Annotated in this window: 21 protein-coding genes and 1 pseudogene; 13 read left to right on the forward strand and 9 right to left on the reverse strand. The window is 71.2% G+C overall.

Features of this window, described 5'->3' with window-relative positions:
* Window positions 1-121: 121 nt before the first annotated feature.
* A complete protein-coding gene (locus tag Prubr_RS18000; protein ID WP_212826919.1) occupies window positions 122-1,417 on the forward strand; it encodes an ABC1 kinase family protein in 1,296 nt (431 codons plus the stop codon).
* 30 nt (window positions 1,418-1,447) lie between these two features.
* Here Prubr_RS18000 and Prubr_RS18005 read toward each other — a convergent pair whose 3' ends face one another.
* The 3 genes from Prubr_RS18005 to Prubr_RS18015 all read right to left on the reverse strand — a co-directional run bounded on the left by Prubr_RS18005 (window position 1,448) and on the right by Prubr_RS18015 (window position 3,958).
* Window positions 1,448-2,041, reverse strand: a complete 594-nt coding sequence (locus tag Prubr_RS18005) for a class I SAM-dependent methyltransferase (RefSeq protein WP_212826921.1) — start codon at window positions 2,039-2,041, stop codon at window positions 1,448-1,450.
* 219 nt (window positions 2,042-2,260) lie between these two features.
* A complete protein-coding gene (locus tag Prubr_RS18010; RefSeq protein WP_212826923.1) occupies window positions 2,261-2,887 on the reverse strand; it encodes a DUF6073 family protein in 627 nt (208 codons plus the stop codon).
* A gap of 177 nt (window positions 2,888-3,064) precedes the next feature.
* Entirely contained in the window at window positions 3,065-3,958 is an 894-nt protein-coding gene (locus tag Prubr_RS18015) for an ABC transporter permease (protein ID WP_212826925.1), read from the reverse strand.
* Window positions 3,959-4,318: 360 nt separating this feature from the next.
* On the opposite strand from Prubr_RS18015, the gene Prubr_RS18020 reads away from it, so the two are divergent.
* The 7 genes and pseudogenes from Prubr_RS18020 to Prubr_RS18050 all read left to right on the forward strand — a co-directional run bounded on the left by Prubr_RS18020 (window position 4,319) and on the right by Prubr_RS18050 (window position 13,487).
* Window positions 4,319-4,798, forward strand: coding sequence for a winged helix-turn-helix domain-containing protein (locus Prubr_RS18020; RefSeq protein ID WP_212826927.1), 480 nt, complete (start codon window positions 4,319-4,321; stop codon window positions 4,796-4,798).
* A gap of 58 nt (window positions 4,799-4,856) precedes the next feature.
* Window positions 4,857-7,367, forward strand: a complete 2,511-nt coding sequence (locus tag Prubr_RS18025; protein ID WP_212826929.1) for an ATP-dependent Clp protease ATP-binding subunit — start codon at window positions 4,857-4,859, stop codon at window positions 7,365-7,367.
* Between the two features lie 34 nt (window positions 7,368-7,401).
* On the forward strand, window positions 7,402-8,649 hold the full coding sequence (locus tag Prubr_RS18030) for a nitric oxide synthase oxygenase (protein WP_212826931.1): 1,248 nt from the start codon (window positions 7,402-7,404) through the stop codon (window positions 8,647-8,649).
* A gap of 93 nt (window positions 8,650-8,742) precedes the next feature.
* Window positions 8,743-10,203 (forward strand): NAD(P)/FAD-dependent oxidoreductase, encoded by a 1,461-nt coding sequence (locus tag Prubr_RS18035; RefSeq protein WP_212826933.1) that lies wholly within the window; start codon window positions 8,743-8,745, stop codon window positions 10,201-10,203.
* 54 nt (window positions 10,204-10,257) lie between these two features.
* Window positions 10,258-10,629: a VOC family protein gene (locus Prubr_RS18040; RefSeq protein WP_212826935.1), complete on the forward strand. Its 372-nt coding sequence runs from the start codon at window positions 10,258-10,260 to the stop codon at window positions 10,627-10,629.
* 28 nt (window positions 10,630-10,657) lie between these two features.
* Entirely contained in the window at window positions 10,658-12,376 is a 1,719-nt protein-coding gene (locus tag Prubr_RS18045; protein WP_212826937.1) for an alpha/beta hydrolase family protein, read from the forward strand.
* Between the two features lie 8 nt (window positions 12,377-12,384).
* Window positions 12,385-13,487, forward strand: a pseudogene (locus Prubr_RS18050) (alpha-hydroxy acid oxidase).
* A 24-nt stretch (window positions 13,488-13,511) separates the two neighbouring features.
* Here the strand turns inward: Prubr_RS18050 and Prubr_RS18055 are convergent.
* The 3 genes from Prubr_RS18055 to Prubr_RS18065 all read right to left on the reverse strand — a co-directional run bounded on the left by Prubr_RS18055 (window position 13,512) and on the right by Prubr_RS18065 (window position 15,760).
* On the reverse strand, window positions 13,512-14,264 hold the full coding sequence (locus Prubr_RS18055) for a winged helix-turn-helix transcriptional regulator (RefSeq protein WP_212826939.1): 753 nt from the start codon (window positions 14,262-14,264) through the stop codon (window positions 13,512-13,514).
* Between the two features lie 390 nt (window positions 14,265-14,654).
* Window positions 14,655-15,182 (reverse strand): copper resistance CopC family protein, encoded by a 528-nt coding sequence (locus Prubr_RS18060; RefSeq protein ID WP_212826941.1) that lies wholly within the window; start codon window positions 15,180-15,182, stop codon window positions 14,655-14,657.
* Window positions 15,179-15,760: a hypothetical protein gene (locus Prubr_RS18065; protein ID WP_212826943.1), complete on the reverse strand. Its 582-nt coding sequence runs from the start codon at window positions 15,758-15,760 to the stop codon at window positions 15,179-15,181. The genes Prubr_RS18060 and Prubr_RS18065 overlap by 4 nt, the downstream gene beginning before the upstream one ends.
* Before the next feature lie 121 nt (window positions 15,761-15,881).
* Here Prubr_RS18065 and add point away from each other — a divergent pair, with 121 nt between their 5' ends.
* Window positions 15,882-16,934 (forward strand): adenosine deaminase, encoded by a 1,053-nt coding sequence (add, locus tag Prubr_RS18070; protein WP_212826945.1) that lies wholly within the window; start codon window positions 15,882-15,884, stop codon window positions 16,932-16,934.
* Here add and Prubr_RS18075 read toward each other — a convergent pair.
* On the reverse strand, window positions 16,921-17,868 hold the full coding sequence (locus tag Prubr_RS18075) for a homocysteine S-methyltransferase family protein (RefSeq protein WP_212826947.1): 948 nt from the start codon (window positions 17,866-17,868) through the stop codon (window positions 16,921-16,923). The genes add and Prubr_RS18075 overlap by 14 nt on opposite strands.
* A 157-nt stretch (window positions 17,869-18,025) precedes the next feature.
* Here Prubr_RS18075 and Prubr_RS18080 point away from each other — a divergent pair, with 157 nt between their 5' ends.
* Window positions 18,026-20,287, forward strand: a complete 2,262-nt coding sequence (locus Prubr_RS18080; RefSeq protein WP_212826949.1) for a hypothetical protein — start codon at window positions 18,026-18,028, stop codon at window positions 20,285-20,287.
* Window positions 20,288-20,347: 60 nt separating this feature from the next.
* Here the strand turns inward: Prubr_RS18080 and Prubr_RS18085 are convergent, their stop codons facing one another.
* The gene (locus Prubr_RS18085) at window positions 20,348-20,875 is read right to left on the reverse strand and encodes an SAM-dependent methyltransferase (protein ID WP_212826951.1); all 528 of its coding nucleotides are present in this window, start codon (window positions 20,873-20,875) and stop codon (window positions 20,348-20,350) included.
* A 47-nt stretch (window positions 20,876-20,922) separates the two neighbouring features.
* Window positions 20,923-22,134: a serine hydrolase domain-containing protein gene (locus Prubr_RS18090; RefSeq protein WP_212826953.1), complete on the reverse strand. Its 1,212-nt coding sequence runs from the start codon at window positions 22,132-22,134 to the stop codon at window positions 20,923-20,925.
* Window positions 22,135-22,703: 569 nt separating this feature from the next.
* Between Prubr_RS18090 and Prubr_RS36915 the strand changes: the two genes are divergently transcribed.
* The 3 genes from Prubr_RS36915 to Prubr_RS18100 all read left to right on the forward strand — a co-directional run bounded on the left by Prubr_RS36915 (window position 22,704) and on the right by Prubr_RS18100 (window position 25,344).
* Window positions 22,704-22,976, forward strand: coding sequence for a cytochrome P450 (locus tag Prubr_RS36915; RefSeq protein ID WP_246568795.1), 273 nt, complete (start codon window positions 22,704-22,706; stop codon window positions 22,974-22,976).
* Between the two features lie 35 nt (window positions 22,977-23,011).
* A complete protein-coding gene (locus tag Prubr_RS18095) occupies window positions 23,012-23,620 on the forward strand; it encodes a cytochrome P450 (RefSeq protein ID WP_343221695.1) in 609 nt (202 codons plus the stop codon).
* A 179-nt stretch (window positions 23,621-23,799) separates the two neighbouring features.
* A complete protein-coding gene (locus Prubr_RS18100) occupies window positions 23,800-25,344 on the forward strand; it encodes an MFS transporter (RefSeq protein ID WP_425518056.1) in 1,545 nt (514 codons plus the stop codon).
* Window positions 25,345-25,378: the final 34 nt, after the last annotated feature.

The raw sequence follows: 25,378 nt of genomic DNA on the forward strand, positions 1-25,378 counted from the left end.
ACTTCTTTCAAGCGGTGGCCACAAGTCCGTGCACATTTTGCGGGCACGGTTGCACGCTGGTCGGGCGCTATTGACCCTAATCTGTCGGTCAAGCAGTATGGCGCGTACCTAGGGGGTGCGTATGGCCGAGCCGCGCTGGCATCAGTTGGGACTCCGGACGGTGCAGCTCGCCGGCATCGTCACCGGTCACGTGGTGGCGTCGGTCCCGGCGGTGGTGCGGGTCGCGCCCCGCGGCAGGACGGCGGTCCGCGAGGTGCTGTGGACCCGGCTGCGCGGCCTGCTCACCGCGATGGGAGCCAGCTACATCAAGGGCGCCCAGCTGCTCAGCACCCGGCAGGACCTGCTCGATCCCGCGCTGTGCGAGTCGTTGAGCAAGCTCCAGGACCGGGTGCCGGCGATGTCCGACCGGCAGGTGCGGGAGACGGTGGAGCGGGCGTACGCGGGCGGGGAGTGGCCGTTCGCGGAGTTCGACTGGGAGCCGCTGGCCAGCGGCAGCATCGCCTGCGTCTACCGGGCCCGGCTGCTCGACGGCACGGACGTGGCGGTGAAGGTGCGCCGGCCCGGGCTGGACTGGCGGATGACCGCCGACTTCGGGCTGATGGGGGCGGGTGCCGGGGTGATCCAACGGGTTCCGGCCTTCGCCCGGCTGCCGGCCGTCACGATGGTGCAGCAGATTCGCGACGCGGTGCTCGGCCAGCTCGACTTCGGCGCCGAGGCCGAGGCGCTCGACCTGTTGCGGGCCAACCTGGGCGACCTGAGCTACCTGCGGGTCCCGGCGCCGGTGCCGGACGCCAGCCGGGAGGGGGTCCTGGTGATGGAGTTCGTGCCGGGGCTGCGCCGCTTCCGGCGCGACGATCTCGCCCCCGAGGTCGCCGAACTCGCCGTACGCCGGGTGCTCCAGTGCGTCTACCGGATGCTGTTCATCGACGGGGTGGTCCACTGCGACCTGCACCCCGGCAACCTCTACCTGGACGAGGACGGCGAGGTGGTGCTGCTCGACGCGGGCTTCGTCGTGCACCTCACGCCGCGGGTACGCAAGCTGTTCGCCGAGTTCTTCTTCAACATGTCGCGCGGCAACGGGCGGCAGTGTGCGTCCATCGTGGAACGCAGCGCGCGCAACGAGGCCGGTACGGCCGATCTGGAGCGCTTCCGGGCCGGCATCATCGAACTGGTCGAGGGCGCGCACGCCAAGCCGGCGGGGGAGTTCCAGCTCGCGCCGTTCGCGGCCACCCTGTTCGACCTCCAGCGTCGCTGCGGCCTCTTCGCCGCGCCCGAGTTCGTCTTCCCGTTGCTGTCGCTGCTGGTCCTCGAGGGCATGATCAACGAGTTCGACGCGAACGTCGACTTCCAGGCGGAGGCCAAGCCGGTGCTGATCCGGGCGCTGCTGACCGCCATCCCGAAGGAGAAGGCCGCCTGACAAGCTCGTCAAGCGGCCTCGACGGTCTTGTCAGGCGGGTACGGCGACCACCAGCAGCAGCCCGCCGCGGACCCGGCCGGCGCGGACCACCCGCAGGCCGGCCCCCTCCACCAGTCGCCGGGTCGTCGGCTGGTCGTGGTGTGCCGGCAGGTCGCCGAACAGCCGGAGGAGGCGCCGGGACCACACCGGCGGCGGGGTGTGCTCGGCGAGCACGAACCGGCCGTGCGGAGCCAGGGCGCGGGCCACCTCGCGCAGGCCGGCCGGCTGGTCGGACCAGTGTCCGAACGACGTCGTGCTCAGCACCAGGTCGATCGTGCCGTCGCCGACCGGGAGGTGCTCGGCGGTGCCGGTGAGCAGGGTCGCGGCGGGCAGCTTGGCGCGGGCGACGCGGATCATCTCGCTCGCCGGGTCGATGCCGGTCAGTTCGGCCGCCGGCCAGCGCCCCGCGACCCGGTGCAGCAGGCGGCCGGTCCCGCAGCCGATGTCGAGCACGGTGCGCGGAGCCACGTCGTCGAGGGCGTCGAGCACGTCCTCGTCGGCCCGTCGGCAGCCGAACTGGCCGGGGTGCCGGTCGTAGCGGTCGGCGATCCGGTTGAAGTTCGCCACCGATCCCGGGTCGGCCATCAGTGCCGCCCCCCGTCGTGCCGCCGGCCGGTGGGGCGTACGACGAGGTCGGCCCGACCCCGTCGCCGGGTCCATCGTGGGTACCGCCGGGTCGTGCAGAGCTGGTGACCGGTCACTGGGGTTCCTCCCGGGGGTCGACGGCCGGGCCGGTGCCGCACGGCCGTACCGCCCAGGCGACGCAGGTCGCCTGGGCGGCAGGTGTCAACGCGACGGGGAAGGTCAGGCCTTCGCCGGGGCGCTGGTGAGGGTGCTGGCGGTACGCGCCCACTCCGCGGCGACTTCCTGGCTGGCCACGAAGTCCTCGTTGCGGGCGTTGAAGTCGCCGCTGACGTACTGGCCGACGATCTTGCGGGTGGCCAGCATGTACATGATCGGCTCGCTGTCCGGGTTGGCCTTGTCGTACATGCCGACCCGGTCGCCGGGGGCCATCTCGCCGACGGCGCCGATCGGCGGCAGGGCGCCGAACAGACCCGAGATGTTGATCGGGTCCTTGTTGACCAGGGTCTTGCCCTGCTCCAGGAGCTGCAGCTCGAAGAACACGTTGAAGTAGCCCTTGAACCGCGTCGCGAACTCCTCCGGGGCGAAGGTCATTTCCTCGCCCATGGTCGGGAGCTGCGGGTTGATGGTGAACAGGAACTCACCGAGGTGCTCGCTGTGGCCCCGCAGGTTCATCTGCAGGATCTGGACGATGATCTTGTTCGGGTCCTCGCGCAGCGGGAAGCTGCGGTTGACGACGAACCAGCCGTCGGCCTCGATCGTCTCGGTGTCGCCGGCGATCTCGATGACGGCGTCGGTCCAGAGGTGGAGGTAGTCGGTACCACCGGGCGGGAAGTAGTTCTGGGACATGCTGGGCTCCTCTTGCTAGGAGTACGGCAACTACTTCACAAGAATATAGTGACCGCCTCTTCGGTCAAGAGTCTCATCGATGCCCGAGTGGCCGTTGATCGCCAGTTCCCCGCGCTGACGTGCGGATATGCCTCGGCGAGGCGGTTGGAAATCGAAGTTTAGAATCATGTAGTGAGGTCATCGGCGGGTACTGCGGTGGTAGGCCGCGGCCGTCAGCGGCACGAACACCACGCAGATGGCGACCGTCCAGGCGACGGCCCGGCCCGCGCTGGTGCCGACCGGCTGGTCCAACAGGAGCGCGCGGATGGCGTCGATGAACGCCGTCAGCGGCTGGTTGGCGGCGAACGCCTGGATCGGCCCCGGCATGCTCGCCACCGGCACGAACGCGCTGCTGATCAGCGTGAGCGGGAACAGCAGGCTGAGTCCGAGGGTCTCCACCATCTCCACGCCGCCGGCCAGCAGCGCCACCAGCGCGGTGACCCAGGCCATCGCGAAGGCGACGAGGAGCAGCAGGCTGATGGCCCCCAGCCAGTCCAGCGGCCCGCCGCTGGGACGGAAGCCGACCAGCAGGCCGGTGAGCACCATGGCCAGCAGCACCACCAGGCTGCGTACCAGCCCGGCGAGGGTGTGCCCGGCCAGCACCGAGGCCCGCGCGATCGGCATGGAGCGGAACCGGTCCAGGGTCCCGCCGTGCAGGTCACGGGCGAGACTGGAGCCGATCGTGACCGCGCCGAGGGTGGCCGTCTGCACCAGGATGCCGGGCATCATGAAGTCCGCGTAGCTCCCGTCGACGCCGGTGTCGACCGCGCCGCCGAAGACGAAGCGGAACATCAGGACCAGCAGCACCGGCTCGATGATGGAGAAGATCAGCAGCGCCGGCCGGCGGCGCATCTGGATCAGGTTGCGCCGGGCCAGTACGACGATCTCGTCGACCCGGGTGGCCAGGGAGCGCATCCGGTTCGCGGCGTACGGCGGTGGGCCGGTTCGGGGCGGCACGCCGGGGGCGGGTCGGGGTGGTGGGTCCGGTGTCGCCGCCCGCGCGGCGCCGGCCGGTGTCGTCGAGTGCTGCACGGAGTCGCTCCTGTCGTGGTCGCGGATCGCTCCCGGTCGCAGCCCATTCAAGTTCCGTCAACCGGCGGTTACGACGGCATCCGTCAGCCCGTTGACGGATTCGCCGTACGGTTGTCAGGTGTCCGCGCTCTGGCGCGGGAAGCCTTGGGAGCACAGCGATCCGGACCACCCCGACCCTGACTTGACCAAACCTCGACAGGGCGTTCGACTGCTTGTCAAGTGATTGACAGGCCCGGTGCCTGGATGTAAACCTGTCGATGGCCGGGCGATTTCTTGTCAATGACAGAGACCCGGACTCTTCCCATCGGTAGTCCGCCAAGTGGTAGGTGAACCGTGACCGGAATCCACAACGATACGGATGTGAAGCTCGTTCGCTGGCCGGCGGAGGAAGTCCGGCGGGAACGGTACAAGGCCCTGGGCATACCCAGGCTGCTGGTCGTGGAGGGCGGCTGCCGGCCACCACTGTGCAGCGACGCCAAGGAGGACTGGGTGCGCGCCCCGGTCAGCCGTACGGATCTGGAGGCACGGATGGCCACCCTGCGCGCGAAGGCCTGGGTGGACAGCGTTCCGCAGATCGACCCCGTCGGGGTGCTGCGCTACGGCGGCCGATCGTGCGCGATCTCGCCGACCGAGGCCGACATCCTGGAGTGCCTGACCCGCAACTTCGGCGAGGTCGTGTCCCGGGGCGAGCTGCTGCGCTGCCTTCCGGAACGCCCCGCGCTGAGCCGCCGCAACGCGTTGGACCTGCACATCATGCGGGTCCGTCGCCGGATCGGCCCACTGAACCTGGCCATCCGCACCGTGTGGGGCCAGGGCTACCTCCTGGAACTCGTCAAGTGACGCGTCGGCGCGGCTGACGGCGCACCGGCCCCCTGCGGATACGTGTCGAGGAGCAGAGATGTTCGAGCGGTTCACCGACCGAGCGCGACGGGTTGTCGTCCTGGCTCAGGAAGAAGCCCGGATGCTCAACCACAACTACATCGGCACGGAGCACATCCTGCTCGGCCTCATCCACGAGGGTGGCGGTGTGGCGGCCAAGGCCCTGGAGAGTCTCGGTATCTCCCCGGAGGCTGTCCGGCACCAGATCGAGGAGATCATCGGGCAGGGGCAGCAGTCCCCGGCGGGGCACATCCCGTTCACGCCGCGGGCCAAGAAGGTCCTGGAGCTGTCGCTGCGTGAGGCGTTGCAGCTCGGGCACAACCACATCGGCACGGAGCACATCCTGCTCGGGCTGATCCGTGAGGGTGAGGGCGTCGCCGCCCAGGTGCTGGTCAAGCTCGGCGCGGACTTCAACCGGGTCCGGGACCAGGTGACCAAGCTGCTCTCCGGGGAGGGCCGGGAGGCGATCACCCCCGGTGCGCACGCCCAGGAGACCGGGGTGCAGGTCAGCCCGGTGCTGGACCAGTTCGGTCGTAACCTGACCCAGGCCGCCGGCGAGGGCAAGCTCGACCCGGTCGTCGAGCGGGACCGCGAGATCGAGCGGGTCATGCAGGTCCTCTGCCGGCGTACGAAGAACAACCCGGTGCTCACCGGCGAGCCGGGGGTGGGCAAGACGGCGGTGGTCGAGGGCCTGGCCCAGAAGATCATCAAGGGTGAGGTGCCGGAGACGCTGAAGGACAAGCAGCTCTACACGCTTGACCTTGGTGCCCTGGTCGCCGGTTCGCGGTACCGGGGTGATTTCGAGGAGCGCCTGAAGAAGGTGCTCAAGGAGATCCGTACCCGGGGTGACATCATCCTGTTCATCGACGAGATCCACACGCTGGTCGGTGCGGGTGCCGCCGAGGGCGCGATCGACGCGGCGAGCATCCTGAAGCCGATGCTGGCCCGGGGCGAGTTGCAGACCATCGGTGCGACGACCCTCGACGAGTACCGCAAGTACGTCGAGAAGGACGCGGCGTTGGAGCGGCGGTTCCAGCCGATCCAGGTGGGTGAGCCGTCGCTGGCGCACACCATCGAGATCCTCAAGGGGTTGCGCGACCGTTACGAGGCGCACCACCGGGTGACGATCACCGACGCCGCCCTCGTCGCCGCCGCGACCCTCGCCGACCGTTACATCTCCGACCGGTTCCTGCCGGACAAGGCGATCGACCTGATCGATGAGGCGGGTGCGCGGATGCGGATCCGTCGGATGACGGCGCCGCCGGACCTGCGTGATTTCGATGAGCGGATCGCTCAGGTGCGTCGGGACAAGGAGTCCGCGATCGACGCGCAGGACTTCGAGCGGGCGGCGCAGTTGCGGGACAAGGAGAAGCAGCTGCTGGGTCAGAAGGCGCAGCGGGAGAAGGAGTGGAAGGCCGGGGACCTGGACGTGGTGTCCGAGGTCGACGACGAGCAGATCGCCGAGGTCCTCGCCAACTGGACCGGTATTCCGGTGTACAAGCTGACCGAGGAGGAGACGTCCCGGCTGCTGCGTATGGAGGCCGAGCTGCACAAGCGGGTCATCGGTCAGGAGGACGCGGTCAAGGCGGTCTCCAAGGCGATCCGGCGTACCCGCGCCGGGTTGAAGGATCCGAAGCGGCCGTCTGGTTCGTTCATCTTCGCCGGCCCGTCCGGGGTGGGTAAGACGGAGTTGTCGAAGGCTCTGGCGGAGTTCCTGTTCGGTAGCGAGGACGCGCTCATCCAGTTGGACATGAGCGAGTTCCACGACCGGTACACGGTGTCGCGGTTGGTGGGTGCGCCTCCCGGTTACGTCGGGTATGACGAGGGTGGGCAGTTGACGGAGAAGGTCCGTCGGCGGCCGTTCTCGGTGGTGTTGTTCGATGAGATCGAGAAGGCTCATCCGGACGTGTTCAACACGTTGTTGCAGATCCTGGAGGATGGTCGGTTGACCGATGGTCAGGGTCGGATCGTGGACTTCAAGAACACGGTGATCATCCTGACGACGAACCTGGGTACGCGGGATGTGGCGAAGGCGGTGTCGTTGGGGTTCCAGGCTTCGGAGGATTCCGAGTCGAACTACGAGCGGATGAAGACGAAGGTCAACGACGAGCTGAAGCAGCATTTCCGGCCGGAGTTCCTGAACCGTATCGATGACACGATCGTGTTCCACCAGTTGCGGCAGACGGAGATTCTTTCGATCGTGGACATCATGATCGGGCGGATCGAGACGCAGTTGCGGAACAAGGACATGAGTATGGAGTTGACCGACGACGCCAAGAAGTATCTGGCGAAGAAGGGCTTCGACCCGGTGTTGGGTGCTCGTCCGTTGCGTCGCACGATCCAGCGTGACATCGAGGACAACCTGTCCGAGCGGATCCTGTTCAACGAGCTGAAGCCGGGCCAGATCGTCGTCATCGACTGCGAAGGCGACCCCGACGACGTCGACAACTCCCAACTCGTGATGCGCGGCACCGACCAGCCGGTGGCGACCGTACCCACCACCGCCGGCGCGCAGGGCGAGCAGGGCTAGGGACGCCGACCTCCGCGAGCGATCAGGAGTGAGAATGACCGTCCCGAGCCGAATCTGGTCGCCGCCGCCGTCTCGCCGGCCGAGCCGGACGACCCCGCTGCCCGACCTGCCCGCGCCGGCGGCCGTCGAGGAGGCCGAAGCCTTCATCCGGCAGTACCACGCCGAGACGCCGGCCCTCGGACCGCCGACGGATCGGCTGGCCGAGGTACGCCGGCAGATCGCCGAAACCGGAACGTACGAGCAGACCGGCGAGGAACTGCGGTTCGGGGCCCGGGTCGCCTGGCGCAACAGTGACGCCTGCATCGGCCGGCTCTACTGGCGCAGCCTCCAGGTGCGCGACCACCGCACCGCCAGCACCGGGCGCGACGTGGTGCTGGCCTGTGTCGACCACCTCCGCGCGGCCACCAACGGAGGGCGGATCCGGCCGGTCATCACGGTGTTCCCGGCGGACCGGCCCGGCCAGCCGGGTCCCCGGATCATCAGCGACCAGCTCATCCGCTACGCCGGACACCGCGAGCCGGACGGGTCGGTCCGCGGCGACCCGCGCAACGTCGAGTTGACCGACCTGGCCCGCTCGCTCGGCTGGCAGCCGCCGCGTCCACCCGGCCGGTTCGACATCCTGCCGCTGATCGTCGAGCCGGCCGGCGGACGGCCGATGCTCGCCGAACTACCGGCCGACGCCGTACTGGAAGTCGACATCGAGCATCCGGAACTGGACACGATCGCCGCGCTGGGGCTGCGCTGGCACGCCGTACCGGCGATCAGCAACATGGCGTTGCGGATCGGCGGCATCACCTACCAGGCCGCACCGTTCAACGGCTGGTACATGGGCACCGAGATCGGTGCCCGCAACTTCGGCGACCTCGACCGGTACGACATGCTGCCGGCGGTCGCCGAACTGCTGGAGTTGGACACCTCGGCCGAGCACACCCTGTGGCGGGACCGGGCCCTGGTCGAACTCAACCGGTCGGTGCTCTACTCATTCCGTAAGGCCGGGGTCACCATCACCGACCACCATACGGAGTCCGCCCGCTTTATCACGCACCTGCGCAGCGAGGAACGGGCCGGCCGGATATGTCCGGCGGACTGGAGTTGGATCGTTCCGCCGATGTCCAGTTCGCAGACCCCGGTATTCCACCGCTACTACGACACCGCCGAACTGCTGCCGAATTTCCTGTCACCGACGGCCACGCCGGTCACCGGTTGCCCGTTCAGTTCCGGTACGACCGCCGTCGACGACGCGCCGCCGCCTTCGGCCGAACTAATGGCATCAGACATCTAACAGAGTTTTCCAGCTGATACGCCCCGGCGTATAGCTTGCATGGCAATTGGATCAGTCAGCAGCGTCACGCGCCGCCAGCCAGGGAGCGAACAAATGCCTGAGCAGGAATCAATTGACGTAGTTGTGGTCGGAAACGGGGTCATCGGTACCTCCATCGCCTACGAGTTGGCCCGGCGTTCCCCGGAAACGAGCATTGTCGTGCTCGGTCCGCGGCACCGCTCGGGCGCCGCCTCGATGGCCGCCGGCGCCATGCTCAACACCTTCGGCGAGATCACCAAGTACACCCTGATGTCGCCGGCCAGCCAGGCCAAGTTCCAGCTCTGCCGCGACGCGCTGGACCGCTGGCCCTCCTGGTTGGAGCTGCTCAAGCAGGAGTCCGGCGTCGCCGATGTCGACAAGTCGTTGAGCAGCGGCACGACGGTGCTGCTCAACGCCAAGTCCGGCCACCTGGACGACGAGAACTACGCCGCCCTGCTGGCCGCGCTGGCCAAGTTCGACGAGCCGCACGAGGAGATCGCGCCCGGCGACATCCCCGGTCTCGACCCGCTGGCCGAGGCCCGGCCGCTGCGTGCCGTGCATCTGCCCCGCGAGGGCGCGATCGACGCCCGCGCCGTCCTGTCGGCACTGGAGACCGCCGCGACCCGGCACGGCGTGCGGTTCGTCGACGGCGAGGCCGCCGGCTTCGACGTCGACAGTGGCACCGTACGCGGGGTCAGGCTGGTCGACGGCACCACGCTGAGCGCCGGCACGGTCCTGCTCGCGGCCGGCTCGTTCAGCGGTCCGCTCACCGGCGTCTTCGAGGAGGGCAGCGTCCCGGCGATGTTCGCCGGCAAGGGCATCGCGGTCCAGACGCAGCGGCGGGCCGGCGCCGGCTTCCAGCACGTGGTGCGTACGCCGAACCGCTCCGGCTCCTGCGGCCTGCACGCGATCCCGCTCGGCGACGGCGTCGAATACCTGGGCGCCACCAACCTGCTCTTCTCCGAGCCGGCGCACACCCCCGACATCGGCATGAGCGAGTTCCTCGTGCAGGTGGCCCGCGAACAGCTCGACCACCGGCTGTTCTACTCCGACGTGATCAGCTGGCTGGTCGGCAACCGCCCGGTCGCGATCGACGGCTTCCCGCTCATCGGCCGTACGTCGATCGACGGGCTGCTGATCACCACCGGCACCTACCGGGACGGGTTCCACTGCTCGCCGGTGCTGGCCCAGCTCGTCGTCGACGACCTCCTCGGCGTCGGCAGCCTGGCCGACGCGCTGCCGCACTTCAAGCCGGAGCGGCGGCCGATCGAGTCGATGACGGTCGAGGAGGCGGTCAAGGAGTTCGCCTTCCACGGCGTCTCCGCCTCGATCGAGGCCGGGCTGCGGCTGCCGTCGCACACCGACACCACCGTGCTCGAGGTCTTCTACCTGCAGGTCGCCCAGCGCTACTACGAGGCGGTCCAGCACCCGATCGGCCTCTCGCCGGAGGTGCTGCTCAGCATCGTGTTCGACCCCGACCACGCCGACCACCGGATCACCCGCTACCTCAACGCCGTCCACGACCGTTACGCGTAGGTTCCCCGGGCCGGGTTCCCCGGCCCGCCGATCCCGACTGGGAAGGTGAGTGCTGTGCCGACCGGCAGCGTCGAATGGTTCGACATCCGTACCCCGGACCCCGAGACCGCGAAGGCGTTCTACGCCGAACTGTTCGCCTGGACGTTCCAGCCGTTCGCGCCGTTGGGGGAGGTCCTCGGGGCCACCATCTGGCACGACGGCAAGGAGATCGGGATGATCACCCAGGCCGACGGGGCGGTGGTCGGCACGGCCAGCACCGTGCTGTTCGTCTACACCGAGGACCTGCGCGGCACCGTCGATCAGGCGGTCAAGCTCGGCGGCACGGTCCGGTCCGAGCCGTCCATGATGGACGCCGAGTCCGGTGCGTTCGCCGAGTTGGCCGATCCCACCGGGGTGCCGATCGGTGTGTGGAGCATGACCCTGTAACACCGTCGACCGGAGCGAGGTGGGGGAGATGACGGACAAACCCGGACGGCGGCGCCGGCGGCTGGTGGGGCTCGGCCTGGTCGGCCTGCTGACCGTCGTCACGGCCGTGCTGGCCGTCCAGCTCGGTGCCCGCAACCTCGGTGGCGTCCCGCACCGGGACGTCGTCATCGACGGTCGGATCCCGGCCACGATGTACGTGCCGGGCGCGGTGCCGGGCAACAGCAGCACGGTCGACCTGCCGCCGTCGTCGCCCGGCGGCCTGCCGGCCGTCGTCCTCGCACACGGCCACTCCGCCGACCGGTCGATGATGAACTGGCTCGCCCGCCGGCTGGCCGACGCCGGTTTCGTGGTGGTCACCTTCGACTTCCGCGGCCACGGCGGCAACACCGACCGGCACGAGGTCCACGGATTCGGGGGGCGGCGCGCCGACCTCACCGCGGTCTACGACTGGGCGGCGGCACAGTCGTACGTGGACGACCGGCGGATCGCCGTCGCCGGGCACAGCATGGGCGCCGCCGCGGTCGTCGACTTCGCCACCCACGACGCACGGCCGGTGGCCACCATGGCTCTCGGCGGCTCGGTCGCCTCGGTGGAGGGCGGCGTCACCGCCCGCAACATGCTGTTCCTGGTCGCCCAGGGCGATCCGGTCCTGGTCCGCGACGAGGCGGTGCGGACCGCCGAAGAGGTGTTCGGCGGCGACATCGACTTCGGCAGCGAGTACGGCGACATCGCCGCCGGGTCGGCGGTCGGGCTGCGCGAGATCGCCAACTCCAACCACCTGTCCATGCTGTACGCCGGGCAGACGGCCGACCTGATGGCCGACTGGATGGACCGGGCGGCCGGACCGGGCGCGGCACCGCGTACCACCGACGACGACACCCGGCTGCTGGCCGTGCTCTACCTGGCCGCGGCCACCGGCGTGCTGTTCGGGCTGGGGTTGCTGGCCGGCACCGTCGCCGGGCGGCAACCGGGCCGCCGGGGCGCCGGCTGGCGTGCGCTGCCGCTGGTGCTGGTCGCCGTGGTGCTGCCGATACCGTTCCTGGCCTGGGGTGATGCCGGCCTGCTGCTCGGCGTGGAGGCCGGCGGGGCGCTGGCGCTGCTGCTCGGCGTGGCCGGCATCCTGCTGCTGGCCGTACGGCGGCTCGAGCCGGTGCGGCGCTGGCTGACCCCGGCCGGCCCGGTGCCGGCGTACGCCGCCACGACCTCCGTCGCACCGCCCGAGGCGGCGCCCGAACCCGTCGCGTCGCCGGAGCCGGCAGCGGCGCCGGTGGCCCCGGCGGAGCCGGCCGGGGCGGCCGCGCGGGCGTCCGACCCGCGCCGGCCGCTGGTGCCGGTCGCGCTGGCCGTCGGCGGGCTCCTGCTGGTCCTGCTGCCGGTGGGGCCGACCGGGCACACCCTGGTCCCGACCCCGGCCCGGATCGTGATCGCCCTGCTGATGGCGCTGGTCATGCTGCCGTTCTTCCACGTCGTGGACGGCCTGCTGCGGGCCGGTTCGCCGGTCGCTGCCAGCGGCTGGTCACTGGCCGCCCGGGTGCTGATCCTGGCCGCCGTCATGGTCGGGGTCGGCAACGCCGTCCTGCCCGGCATGCTCGGCCTGTACCTGATGGTGCTGGCCCCGTTCCTGATCCTGCTCGAACTGGTCGTCGCCGGCGTCTACGTCGCCAGCCGGGACCCGCGGCTCACCGCGCCGATCCAGGCGCTGGCCCTCGGCTGGCTGCTGGCCACGATCTCGCCGGTGGTCTGGTGAGCGGCACCCTGGCCGGTCCGGTCGAGGCCGCCGTCTGCCTCGACGACCTGCGGGCCGTCGCCGCGGCGACGACTCCCGCCGACGCGTGGAACTTCGTCGAGGGGGCAGCGGCGGCGAGCTGACCATGCGGGAGAACGGGCGGGCGTTCGACCGGATCCGCCTGCTGCCCCGGGTCGCGGTCGACGTCGCCGGCCGTACGGCCCGGACCCGGCTGCTCGGGCTGCCGGTGCCGGTCCCGCTGGCCGTCGCGCCGATGGCCTACCAGACCTGGCTGCACCCGGACGGGGAGGTGGCCGCCGCGTCGGCCGCCGCCGTGGCAGGGGTGCCGTTCGTGGTGAGCATGATGGCCAGCCGTACGGTCGAGGAGGTCGCCGCGACCGGTGCCGCCACCGTGATGCAGCTCTACTGGCTGCGTGACCGTGGCCTGTTCCGGGAACTGGTCGGCCGGGCCGAGGCGGCCGGCTGCGTGGCGCTGATGCTGACCGTCGACGTACCGCTGCTCGGGCGCCGGCTGCGCGACCTGCGCGGCGGCCTGGTGCGGCCGGCGAACGTGGTGGCGGCCAACCTGGGCCGCGCCGGCGGCGGTCTGGACGCGGTCGGCGGTGCCGGTACGTCCGAGGTGGCCGCGCACACCGGTGTCCTGTTCGACCCGTCGTTGAGCTGGGCCGACGTGGCGTGGATCCGCTCGGTGACCAGGTTGCCGCTGGTGCTGAAGGGAATTCTCGATCCGGACGACGCCGCGCTGGCGGTGGCGGCCGGTGTGGACACCGTGGTGGTCTCCAACCACGGCGGGCGCCAGCTCGACGGGGCGGTCGCGACGGCGGTGGCGCTGCCGGCGGTGGTCGACGCGGTCGACGGCCGCTGCGAGGTGCTGGTCGACAGCGGTGTCCGGGGCGGCGTCGACGTGTTGAAGGCCCTGGCGCTCGGCGCGACCGGGGTGCTGGTCGGCCGGCCGTTGCTGTGGGGGCTGGCCGCCGGGGGAGCGGCCGGAGCGGCCCGGGTGCTGGACCTGATCGGCGAGGAGTTGCACGAGGCGATGGCGCTGGCCGGCTGCCCCGATGTGGACAGCGCCCGGCGGCTGCGTACGTCGGTCGCCGGCGGGGACCGCTGACGCTACCGCGCGGCGGTCCTCACCTCACCGCGCGGAGGACAGCGCCGGGTCCGGCCCGGCCGCCGGCCGGCGGGCGGTGCGCCTGGCCGGCCCCAGCAGGCTGCGCTCGGCGGGCTCGGAGCCCAGTCCCAGCAGGTAGAGGCAGCGTGGCACGGCGGCCGGCGGCCCCTCGATGGCGACCGATCCGCTGAGCACCGCCTCGACCGGTTCGATCAGCCCGGACCCGAGGTCGAAGAAGGTCTGCGTGTCGGTGCTGATCCGCAGCACCGGGTCGACGGCCGGTCCCGAGCTGGTCGTGACCTTGCCCTCGCCGGCGATGACGTGGAAGACCTCGCCGGCGACGTCGAACTCGTACGTCTCGTCGGCGGTGGCCCGCTCGGCCTGGCACATCGCCTCGATCGCGAGCACCGCCCAGGAGGCGCGGGTGACGGTGCCCGGGGAGGGCTCGGACTGTCCGGACATCACGGCGAGGCCGAAGCGGGCCATCGCGAGGACGGGTTCCCGCAGTTTCTCGCCGAGCTCGGTGAGCGCGTAGCCGCCGGTGCGCCGGTCGGGGTCGGTCGGCTCGATCACCCCGGCCTGGGTGAGGAAGTTGAGCCGTTCGGCGAGCAGGTTCGTGCCGATGCCGGGCAGCGCGTCGAGCAGTTCACGGTAGCGGCGGGGACGCAGCAGCATCTCCCGCACGATGAGCAGGGTCCAGCGCTCGCCGACGATGTCCAATGCGTAGGCCAGGCCGCACTGCTGTCCGTAGGTGCGCCGTTCGCGCTGCTCCTTCACCGTCGCTCCTCACCGGGCCGTCCCGCAGGCCGTCTCCCTGCCGGGCGGCGCCTGCCCAGGGCCGCACCGTCCGCTCGGCCCACCGCCGCTCGCTTCCACCGCTTGCCTTCACCGCGGCCTTCCATCTACCGCGGCCTTTACCGCGGCCCGGTCCCACCGCCGCCCGGTCCCACCCGGACCGGACGGCACCGCACCGTAGCCGCATCCCTCAGCTTACCTTCAAAATCACGTAGTGAGGGGTAGCCGTTCGGTGGGTGTGGGCCGGACCGCGGAGTGATCACGTTTACCGTGCTAGACGGTCGGCGACCAGTCGGCTACCGGCGGTGCATTGGATGTTACAAGGCGGCTCCGACGGCGTGGTTGGTATGCCCGGGAGATAGCAATCCGGCCTCAGGTGGGTGGATCCGCCCGGGCCGGCCGGCGTCGGGTGAGCTTCCAGCCGATCACCGCCAGCGCGACCACGTTGGCGGCCAGCACGGTCATCGTCACCGGGTCGATCTGTCCCGCGTGGCCGCCGTGCCCACCCGCGACCCGGGGCGGCACGCCGTCGCCGACACCGAAGGCCACCGTACCGGCCGCGACCGCGCCGTTGGCGAACCTGACGTGGTACGTCGCCGAGTAGCCGCCGGAGCCGGTGATCGAGACCGGCTGGTGGATCTCGTAGCGGTCCACGACCGGACGGCCGGCGATGACCGCCCGGCCGTCCGCGTCGAGGACCGTGACGTGCGCCGAGTCACGGTCGATCTCGCCGGCGAAGGTCAGCGACACCTTCTCCGGCGCGACCTCGATGACCGACTGGTCGGCCGGTGCCGCCGCCGCGAGCCCGACGGGCTCCTTCAGCACCAGCGGCAGCAGGCCGAGCAGCGAGACGGTGAAGATCCCGATGGCGACCGCCCGGCGCAGGGTCGCCGCGGTCATCGGGCCAGCGCCGCCGCCGTACGGGCCGGAGCGCAACGGCAGGTCATCTTGGCGGCCTCCGCCCGGGTCGGCCGTACGTGCAGGTACATCGCGACGATCATCGGCAGGAACACGATCGCGTTGTAGAACAGGTGCAGCTCCACCCGGGGCACCACGAGCTGGGCGATGCTGACCGGGGTGGCGCTGCCCAGCAGGTGCGCGCCGGTGAGCGACTGGATGAGCAGCAGCAGGTGCTCGAAGTGGTGCCACACCTGGATGATCAGCGAGATCCGCCACCAGGTCCGTGCCCGGCCCTGGAAGCCCGGCAGCAGGATGGCCAGCCCGATCAGCATCACCAGGGCGTACCCGTAGTGCAGCCACTCCTGCTTGATCAGCCAGGGGAACGGCATGCCGAGCACGCCGCGCGCCTCCGGCGTGGACCAGCCGAGACCCCAGATCTGGACCGCCTGGGCGATGTGCTCGGCCCAGTGGGCGACTACAATGATCATGTAGAGGGCGAGGACCCGCTGGTGCCACGGGCCGTTGATGGTGGCGATCAGGCTCTTGGCCCGGCTGCCGGATGACTGGGTGGTGGTCATTGACGCACTCCGTCCGGAGGGGGTGACGAGGGCGGTCGCCCTGTCGTGGTGGACAGCTCCGCCGGCCGGGAGCGCCCGGCCGGAGGTGTACTTGACGACACCGTCAACCTAGGATCGATCGATGTCATCCTCTCTGTGCGATGCGGACCTCTCGGCCGTCGTGGCGGCGATGCCGAAAGTCGAGTTGCACGTGCACGTCGAGGGGTCGATGCGCCCCGAGACGTTCCTGCGGCTGGTCCGCAAGCACCGCCTCGACCTCGGCGTGAGCACCGAGCGGGAGGTGCGCGAACTGTTCCGGTTCCGCGACTTCGCCCACTTCCTCGACCTCTACGAGCGGTGCACCGCGGCGATCCGCGAACCGGATGACATCGCCCTGATCACGTACGAGCTCGGGCTGCGCGCACACGGTCAGAACGTCCGTCACCTCGAGGCGACGTACAGCCCCGGACCCCGGTACCGCGGCCGGGGCATCCCGTACGACGAGCAGCTCGACGCGCTGTCGCGGGCGGCGGAGCGGGTGCTCGCCGACACCGGCGTACGGATGCGCTTCGTGCTCGACCACGTCCGGGGCGAGCCGCTCGACGAGTGCCTCGAGGTGGCCGCCATGTGCGTGGCGGGCGCCCGCACCGGAGACGTGGTCGGCCTCGGGCTCGGCGGCTTCGAACCCGGCCGTCCGGCCTCGCTGTTCGCCGAGGCGATCCGGTACGCCACCGGCAACGGCGTCGCCTTCGTGCCGCACGCCGGCGAGGCCGTCGGGCCGGAGGGCATCCGGGACTGCCTCGCCTTCGACCCGGCCCGGATCGGCCACGGCATCCGCGCCGTCGAGGACCCGGACCTGCTCGCCGTGCTCCGCGACCGACGGATCCCGCTGGAGGTCTGCCCGACCAGCAACCTGCGCACCGGCACCGTACGCGACCTGCGGGACCATCCGCTGCGCCGGCTGTGGGAGGCCGGCGTCCCGGTGACCGTCAACACCGACGACCCGTCGATGTTCCACACCGACCTGACCGACGAGCACCGGCTCGCGGTGACGCACTTCGGCTTCGGCGTGGCCGAGCTGGCCGCGATGACCCTGGCCGGCGCCGACTCGGTGCTGTCGCCGGAGCCGGACCGCCAGGACCTGGGCCGGCGGCTGCGGGCCGAGTTCGCGGCGCTCGGGATCAACGTCCACTGAGCCACGCCCCCGTCCCGGCGGACCGTGCCGCCACCGCCTCGACATGGGCGGGCGTGGTGCCGCAGCAACCACCCACGATGGACAGCCCGAAGCGGTCGGACCAGCCGGCGACCAGCGCCCCGAACTCCGCCGGCCCGGTGTGCGGTGCGACGTACCGGTCGACCGCGGTGTTCGGCGCGATTCCCGACCGGTCCTCCACGTTGGGATACGCGCCGAACGGCGTACCGGTGCCGGCCAGCGCCGATGCCAGGGCGGCCAGTGCGGCGCCGGTCTCCGCCGGCCCGGTGCAGTTGACCAGCACCGCCGTCGCCCCGGCCCCGGCCAGCCGGGCCGCCGTAGGCGCCAGCGGCTCGCCGGACAGCAGCCGGGCACCGGGGCCGCACACCAGGCTCACCCAGACCGGCACGCCGGTCGCCCGCGCCTCGGCCAGCGCCGCCATCGCCTCGCGTGCGGTGTTGACCGTCTCGACGAGCAACAGGTCGACGCCGTTGCCGACGAGCTGTTCGGCGAGCCAGCGGGCCTCGGCCCGGATCTCCGCGTCGGGTGGCACCAGCTCCGGCCGGTAGCAGTCCTCGGCCGGCCCGATCGAACCGGCGACCCACGCCGCCGGCCGGGTCGTGTCCCGGGCCGCGACGGCCAGCCGTACGGCGCCCTCGACCAGGCGGCGGGCGGCGGTGTCGTCCAGGCCCGCGCGGTCCAGGGTCCGCCGGTTGCAGCGCAGCGTGTTGGCGGTGACCACGTCGGCACCGGCGGTGAGGTAGCGCTCGTGCACGTCGCGGACCAGGACCCGCCCGGCGGCGTCGCCGAGCGCCTCGCTGCTCCACAGTGGAGGACGCATCGGTCGGCCGTGCCGCTGGAGTTCGGTGGCCATCGCGCCGTCGAGGAGCGTAGGTCGTGCCGCGGGCACCGGCACCTCCCGGGAAGTCGGCTCCATCGATGCTCCGTCGCCGTTTCCGCGTAGTCCACGGGGTCTTGCCGTCCGTTGCCATATTTCGCGGCCCGTCGATCTACGGCACCTATGGTTTTGCTCGTTCGAGCCGTCCCAGCCGTGAGGAGTGTCCATGTCACGACGGCGCAGCAGATTCCCCACCATGGCATTGGCCCTCGCCGTCGTTCTGCCGGTCACCTCGGCGGTGCTGGCCGGTGGCGCGCAGGCGGCCCCCTCGACGACCGGTGCCCGGCACGCCGAGCCGTGGCTGACCCTGGTCACCGGCGACCGGGTGCTGTCGCGCCCGGACGCGCCGGCCGGACAGGACCTGGTCGTACAGCCGGCGCCGGGCCGCGAGTCGGTCCGGTTCCACCGCTCCGTCCGCGCCGGCGAGGTGCACGTCGTACCCTCCGACGCGGCCACCCTGGTCGCCGCCGGCACCGTCGACGCGCGCCTGTTCAACATCAGCCGCCTGCTCGAACTCGGCTACGCCGACGCCAGCGCCCGTGAGCTGCCGTTGATCGTGACCGCCGGCGACGACGCCCGGGCGGCCCGGGCCGCCGGCGGGCAGGCCGTCACCCGGCTGCCGCTGATCGACGCGGCGGGCGTGCGGGTGGCGCGGGACAAGGCGGGACAGTTCTGGTCCCGACTCGCCCCGAAGACTGACGTACCCGCGCTGAGCGGCGGTGCCGCCGGGCTCTGGCTCGACGCCCCGCTGGGCACGGCGGCCGGTGGCAGCGCCGCGCCGGACCTCGGCGCGGACTCCGAGTCGCGGCTGATCGCCGGGATGCGGGGGGCCACCGAGCGGCGGGAGTCCGTCGTCGACCTCGCGGTCGTCGAGCGGTTCCCGGCCGCCGGAGCCGGCCCGATCGACCTCGCCGTGACGGCCGGCGGCGCGGACGGGACCCGGTTCGTCCGGCCCGGCGGAACGGCGGCGCGTACGCCGGTCGCCACCACCCAGGCGAGCCACCAGCTGACGCTGGTCGCGACCGACCACAACGGCAACCCGGCCACGAACTGGACCGTCACGTTCAACGACGTGGAGCGGGAGAACGTGGTCACGGCGACCGACGCCTCCGGTACCGCGGTCGTCTCGCTGCCGGCGGGCAACTACTTCATGGAAGCCCAGATCGGCACCGGCGCGCTGAGCACGTACATCGCCGAGCCGCTGGTGGTGCACGACCGGGACCGGACGATCGCGCTGACCGCGACCGAGGGCCGTCCGATCGGCCTGACCGTGGACCGGACCGACGCCGAGCCCGGCGAGGTTGCCGCGATCTTCTCCCGGATGACGGTCGACGGCCGGATGATCGGCGGCAGCACGCACGGGGTGAACTTCGACGGCATGCTGGTCCGGCCGTCGGACAGTGCCGCGCCGGCCGACCAGTTCGTCTTCTACGTCGCCGCCCGGCTGGCCCGGCCGGACGGCCAGGGCGGATTCGGTGGCAGCCCGTACCTCTACCACGTGCAGTGGCTCGAACCGGACCGGGTGCCGACCGACCTTGTCCGGCACATGGGTGACGCCGAGCTGGGCAAGGTGCAGGCCCGGCTGTCCGCCGCGGCCCCGGGCAAGATCGGCCGCAAGGACTACCTGGTCCACGGCACGCTGCCGTTCACCATCACCGAGTACTACGTGCCGGACACCCCGTGGCTGTCGTCGGTGGGCACGTTCAGCGGGGCGCCGAACGACAACCCGGAGACGATGCTCTACAGCGGGGCGCGCATGTTCAGCGCCGGCAACCAGGGCAGCGAGCGCTGGAACACCGGGGTGTTCGGTCCGTCGTTCCCGGCGAGCTGGCCGTGGTCGTGGACGAAGGCGACCCGGACCGGCAACCAGATCGACGTCGAGATCCCGCTCTTCACCGACCACGGCGCGAACCGCGAGGCGCGCTCCAACGTGACCGGCGCGACGACGAAGCTCTTCCGCAACGGCTCGCTGGTCGGGCAGAACACGCAGGTGGCGACCGGGTCGTTCACCGTGCCGGCCGGGCAGGCGACGTACCGGCTGGAGGCGAAGGCGACCCGCAGCGGGGTGGCCGACCTGACGAGCTCGGTGTCGGTGCAGTGGACGTTCAAGTCGGCGACGGTCACGGCACCCCAGCGGCTGCCGCTGGCGGTCGTCCGGTTCGCGCCGAACCTCGACGACCACAACCGGGCGCCGGGCGGCACGGTGTTCTCCGTACCGGTCTCGGTGCAGCGCCAGGACGGATCGGCCGGTGCCGCGACGAAGCAGTTGACCGTCGAGGCGTCGTACGACGGCCGGTTCTGGTTCCCGGTGCCGCTGCTCGGGTCGGGTGACTCCCGTACGGCGCTGGTGCCGCACCCGCGGGGTGTGGACCACGTGTCGCTGCGGGCCACCCACCTCGACAAGGCCGGCAACCGGGTCGAGCAGACGATCACCCGGGCCTACCAGGTGCGCCGCTGACACAGGAACAACCGCGAACCGGGGTCGGCCCGACGGGCCGGCCCCGGTTCGTGTGCCGGATCAGCGCACCGTGCCCCGTACGTCGACCAGGGCGGCGCCGGTGCCGGTCGTGCCGGTGCCGACGGTGACCTCGAACCCGTTGTCGGAGAGCAGCCCGCCGACCGTGTCGGCGATCTGGGTGGCCTTGCCGCCGCCGGGCGGCTCCCACACCAGATGCAGCCGGCCGCCGGGGCGCAGCAGCCGCTTGAGCAGGCCGGCCTCGGCGTCGGCGCGGCGCACCCAGAAGAGGTTCACGTTGACCGCGAAGATCACGTCGAAGGTGGCGGCACCGAGTTCGACGTCTTCCAGCGCCGCCGTGTGCAGGACGACGCGGCCGGTGTCGACGTGCTCCCGGTTGCGTTGCCGGGCGCCGTCGACGGCCTTGTCGGAGCGGTCGATGGCGGTGATCGTTCCGCCGTCGAGCAGGTCGGCGACGAGGGCCACGGCGACACCGCGGCCGCAGCCGATCTCGAGTACGTCGTCGCCGGGCTTCAGCCCGAGCCGGTCGACGGTCCATTGCAGACGCTCAGGAACGGACTGTGTGCCCATTTCATCATGTTAGCGGGTGAACCGGCGGAAAGCGGCCCTTGGCGGGCTTACCAGTCGACGCGGTACAGCGCCTGCTCGACCTCGTTGGCGAATCCGCCGATCATCCCCTCCAGCGCCGTGTTGGTCAGCGACACCACGCTGACCTCGGCCGCCGGGTCGACGTAGCAGTGCGTGCCGTAGACCCCGCTCCAGCCGTAGCTGCCGACCGGCCGGGCGTCGCCCGCCTCCGCCCGGTCGCGTACGACCGAGAAGCCGAGCCCGAAGCCGTAGCCGGGCGCGATGTCCAGCGGGTGACCCTCGACCGCGTCGGTCGTCATCAGGTCCGTCGTGGCGGGGGAGAGGACCGGTGCGCCGCCCAGCCGGACCGCCTCCAGGAAGCGCAGGTAGTCGCGGGCGGTGCCGACCATGCCCATCCCCGCGGACGGGTAGGCGTCCGGGTCGGTGACCCGGTCCGGCGCGTAGCGGATCACGCCCGCGCCGGGCAGCGGCACCTCGTCGGCGGCGCCCATCCGCCGGGCCGGCTGACCGGGCTCGTCGGCGTCGGCGTACGCGGCCGGCAGGCGGGCCGGGTCGGTGGCGTGGAAGACGGTGTCGCGCATCCCCAGCGGGCCGGTCACCAGGCGCTCCACGACGGCGGGCAGCGGCTCGCCGGTCAGCGCCTCGACCATCGCGCCGACCACGTCGGTCGCCAGCGAGTAGGACCAGGCCGTGCCCGGCTCGAACGACAGCGGCACGCCGGCCAGCCGGCGCAGGTTGTCGGTCAGCGTCGACGCGCTGGCGTCGGCGCCGTCGGAGACCCCGGCACCGGCGTACGGCTGGTTGTCCGGTTGCAGGAAGCCGTAGCCGAGCCCGGCGGTGTGGGTGAGCAGGTGGCGCAGGGTGACGTCCGGCGTGCGACCGTCGGGCAGCGCGGGGCGGAAGTACGGCAGCACCTCGTGTGCCGGGGTGTCCAGGGTGAGCCGGCCCTGCTCGACGAGGGCGAGCGCGGCCACCGAGACGAGCGGCTTGGTCATGCTGGCGAGCCGGAACTGGCTGTCGGCCGTGGGGCGGACCTGTCGCTCGCGGTCGGCCCAGCCGGCGTAGCGCTCGTAGACGATGACGCCGCGCCGGGCGACCAGGACGGCCGCGCCGACCACCCGTCCGGTGCCGACCGCGTCGTCGACGACCGGGTCGAAGTGCTTGGCCACCGCCGGATCCGGGATGGCCGGCTCGGCGGCGGGGGCCAGGGCGTGGGGCGTGGTGGGCGCGGCGTCGGACACAGCGGGCCTCCCGGGTCGGGGTCGCGTCGCCGCCAGATCCTAACAGGATCGACCGTGCAGCTATATGAATCTTGCAGAGTCTCGACGGTTCTTGTTGCGTCGAGATCTTTCAAGCCTTTGACAGATAAGGGATCTGGCGAGATGCGAGCCGATTCGCGGGTATACATGGTCCGACATCAACTCTATGATTTTCAAGTATTGAGCACCCGGGTCTGTGATGGAGGAAGGCAAATGACGATCCCGCTCATCGGAACCCCGGTTCCCGCAACCGGCCTCGACCCGCTGGAGCCGAGCTTCCAGAACGACCCCTACCCCTACTACAACTGGCTGCTGCGCAACGACCCGGTCCACCGGGGCGCCGAGGGCACCTGGTACGTCACCAGCTACGCCGACGTACGGCTGGCGATGAGTGACAAGCGGTTCGGCTGCGCCAGCGTGCGCGACTTCTGGGAGGTCATGATCGGCCCCGGGCCGCTGAAGGACATCATGGCCTACACGCTCTTCTTCGAGGACGACCCCAACCACGCCCGGCTGCGTTCACTGGTCGCCCCGGTGTTCGCCCCAAGCGGATGCGGGCCCTCGAACCCGACATCGACCGCACCGTCGACGGGCTGCTCGCCCCGCAGGCCGTCCGGGGTGAGATGGACCTGGTCAGCGACTTCGCCGCGCCGGTCGCCCTGGTCTTCGTCTGCGACCTGCTCGGCATCCCGCCGGAGGGCTACCAGGGCGTGCGCACCTGGTCGCTGGACATCGCCCCCACTCTCGACCTCGTGCCCAACGAGGAGGAGATCAGGAAGGGCAACATCGCGATGGGGCGTTCGCCGACTACCTGCGTGAGCTGATCGAGATCCGCAAGGCCCAGCCGCGCGACGACCTGATCAGCATCATGCTCGCCGAGGTCGAGACGAGCACCCGCGCCGGCGAGCGTCCGGTGAGCATCAACGAGATCATCAGCACCATCATCTCGGTCGTGTTCGCCGGTCACGACACGGTGACCAACCAGATCACCAACACCATCCTCGCCCTGCTGCGGCACCCCGAGCAGCTCGAGCTGCTGCGCCGCGACCGCAGCCTGATCCCGGGCGCGGTCGAGGAGGGGCTGCGCTACGACTCCGCGGTGCAGTCGAACAGCCGGCGGCTCGGCGAGGACGTGGAACTGGGTGGCAAGCTCCTCAAGAAGGGCGACTTCGTCGTCGCGCTGATGGGTGCGGCCAACCGCGATCCGGCGCAGTTCGACGACCCGGACCGCTTCGACATCACCCGCACCGGGGTGCAGCCGATGTCGTTCGGCGCCGGAATGCGCTTCTGCCTCGGCGCGGTGCTCGCCCGGATCGAATTGCGTTCGGCGCTGGACCGCCTGGTCAACCTGGAGAACATGCGCCTGGCGTGCGCCGAGGAAGATCTTTCCTACCAGCGCAGCTCGATGTTCCGCAGCCTGGTCGACCTGCCGATCACCTTCGACCCGGTGCGCAACTACCCGCGCTGAGCGATCCGATTCCGATCCACTGTGGTAAATCGGAGAATCCGTCGCTGGATCTTGGTTCTCGCCCTGAGTGATGATCCGATGACATAAGATACGCCCGCACGGCCGCCCCTTCCGCGATGCGGGAGGGGCGGCCATCGTGCTCACTGGTGCGCCGCCGCCGTCCGCCGACCCCCAGGGAGATCCGCGCCGATGACCACCGAAGTCGCCAGCCCCGCGCCGGACACCGCGAGTGGCTCGGGCTCGCCGTCCTCGCCCTGCCCTGCCTGCTGGTCTCCATGGACCTCACCGTGCTCAACCTGGCGGTGCCACACCTCAGCGCCGATCTGCGGCCCAGCGGCTCACAGCTGCTGTGGATCGTCGACATCTACGGCTTCCTCATCGCCGGCTCGCTCATCGCCATGGGTACGCTCGGCGACCGCGTCGGCCGGCGCCGGCTGCTGCTGATCGGCGGCGCGGCCTTCGGGGCGGCGTCCCTGCTGGCGGCGTTCTCCACCAGCGCCGAGATGCTCATCCTGGCCCGGGCACTGCTCGGCGTCGCCGGCGCGACCCTGATGCCGTCGACCCTCTCGCTGATCCGCACCATGTTCCACGACCCGGCCCAGCGGACCCTGGCCATCGGCATCTGGACGATCAGCTTCTCGCTCGGCGCGGTGATCGGCCCGCTGGTCGGCGGCGTCCTGCTCGAACGGTTCTGGTGGGGTTCGGTGTTCCTGGTCGGCGTACCGGTCATGGTGCTCCTGCTGGCCCTCGGCCCGGCCCTGCTGCCCGAGTACCGCAACCCGGCCGCGGGCCGGTTCGACCTGCTCAGCGCCGCCATGTCGGTGGTCGCCGTGCTGGCGGTCATCTACGGCATCAAGCAGATCGCCGAGGGCGGACCCGCCTGGACCGCCGTCGTGTCCATCGTGGCCGGCGCCGTGGTGGCCGTGCTCTTCGGCGTACGGCAGCGCCGGCTCGCCGACCCGCTGCTCGACCTGCGGCTGTTCCACCGCGTGGCGTTCAGCGCCTCGCTCGCCGCGCAGACGCTGGCGTTCCTGGTCGCCTTCGGCACGCTGTTCCTCATCGCCCAGTACCTGCAGTTGGTCGTCGGGCTCTCGCCGCTGGCGGCGGGCCTGTGGACCGTACCGTCGTCGATCGGCTTCATCGCCGGCGCCATGGCCGGACCGGCGCTCGCCACCCGGCTGCGGCCCGGGTACGTCATGGGCGCCGGACTCGCCTGCGCCGCGATCGGGTTCGCCGTCCTCACCCAGGTCGAGCCGGGTGGGGGAGTCTTCGTACCGGTCGTCGCCTCGGTCGTGTTCTGTGTCGGCCTCGCCCCGGTCTACATCCTGGCCACCGACCTGATGGTGTCGACCGCGCCGGAGGAGGAGGCCGGTGCCGCGTCGGCGATCTCCGAGGCCGGCTCCGAGTTCGGCACCGCCCTCGGCATCGCCATCCTGGGCAGCGTCAGCACCGCCGTCTACCGCGGCATCATGGCCGACACCACGCCCGTCGGGGTCGGCTCCGACGCCGCCGGCTCGGCCCGGGACACCCTCGGCGGCGCGGTCGCGGTCGCGGAGGAACTGCCCGGCCCGCTCGGTGCCGAACTGCTCGACGCCGCCCGCGACGCCTTCGCCCGGGCGCTGGAGGTCACCGCCGTCATCAGCGTGGTGCTGACCGTGGCCATGTGCGCGGTCGCCGTCGTCGCGCTGCGCACCGTACGGACCGCGCCCGCGAAGACCGACTGACAACTCCCTTTCAGATTTCGGCCCGGCCCGTACG

The organism is Polymorphospora rubra (assembly GCF_018324255.1).
Lineage (GTDB): Bacteria > Actinomycetota > Actinomycetes > Mycobacteriales > Micromonosporaceae > Polymorphospora > Polymorphospora rubra.

Coding starts and splice junctions, on each gene's coding strand:
- Prubr_RS18045 (WP_212826937.1), top strand. CDS start 10,658: ATGACGGACAAACCCGGACGGCGGCGCCGGCGGCTGGTGGGGCTCGGC.
- Prubr_RS18060 (WP_212826941.1), bottom strand. CDS start 15,182: ATGACCGCGGCGACCCTGCGCCGGGCGGTCGCCATCGGGATCTTCACC.
- Prubr_RS36915 (WP_246568795.1), top strand. CDS start 22,704: ATGCGGGCCCTCGAACCCGACATCGACCGCACCGTCGACGGGCTGCTC.
- Prubr_RS18065 (WP_212826943.1), bottom strand. CDS start 15,760: ATGACCACCACCCAGTCATCCGGCAGCCGGGCCAAGAGCCTGATCGCC.
- Prubr_RS18030 (WP_212826931.1), top strand. CDS start 7,402: ATGACCGTCCCGAGCCGAATCTGGTCGCCGCCGCCGTCTCGCCGGCCG.
- Prubr_RS18005 (WP_212826921.1), bottom strand. CDS start 2,041: ATGGCCGACCCGGGATCGGTGGCGAACTTCAACCGGATCGCCGACCGC.
- Prubr_RS18010 (WP_212826923.1), bottom strand. CDS start 2,887: ATGTCCCAGAACTACTTCCCGCCCGGTGGTACCGACTACCTCCACCTC.
- add (WP_212826945.1), top strand. CDS start 15,882: ATGTCATCCTCTCTGTGCGATGCGGACCTCTCGGCCGTCGTGGCGGCG.
- Prubr_RS18075 (WP_212826947.1), bottom strand. CDS start 17,868: ATGGAGCCGACTTCCCGGGAGGTGCCGGTGCCCGCGGCACGACCTACG.
- Prubr_RS18000 (WP_212826919.1), top strand. CDS start 122: ATGGCCGAGCCGCGCTGGCATCAGTTGGGACTCCGGACGGTGCAGCTC.
- Prubr_RS18025 (WP_212826929.1), top strand. CDS start 4,857: ATGTTCGAGCGGTTCACCGACCGAGCGCGACGGGTTGTCGTCCTGGCT.
- Prubr_RS18035 (WP_212826933.1), top strand. CDS start 8,743: ATGCCTGAGCAGGAATCAATTGACGTAGTTGTGGTCGGAAACGGGGTC.
- Prubr_RS18085 (WP_212826951.1), bottom strand. CDS start 20,875: ATGGGCACACAGTCCGTTCCTGAGCGTCTGCAATGGACCGTCGACCGG.
- Prubr_RS18080 (WP_212826949.1), top strand. CDS start 18,026: ATGGCATTGGCCCTCGCCGTCGTTCTGCCGGTCACCTCGGCGGTGCTG.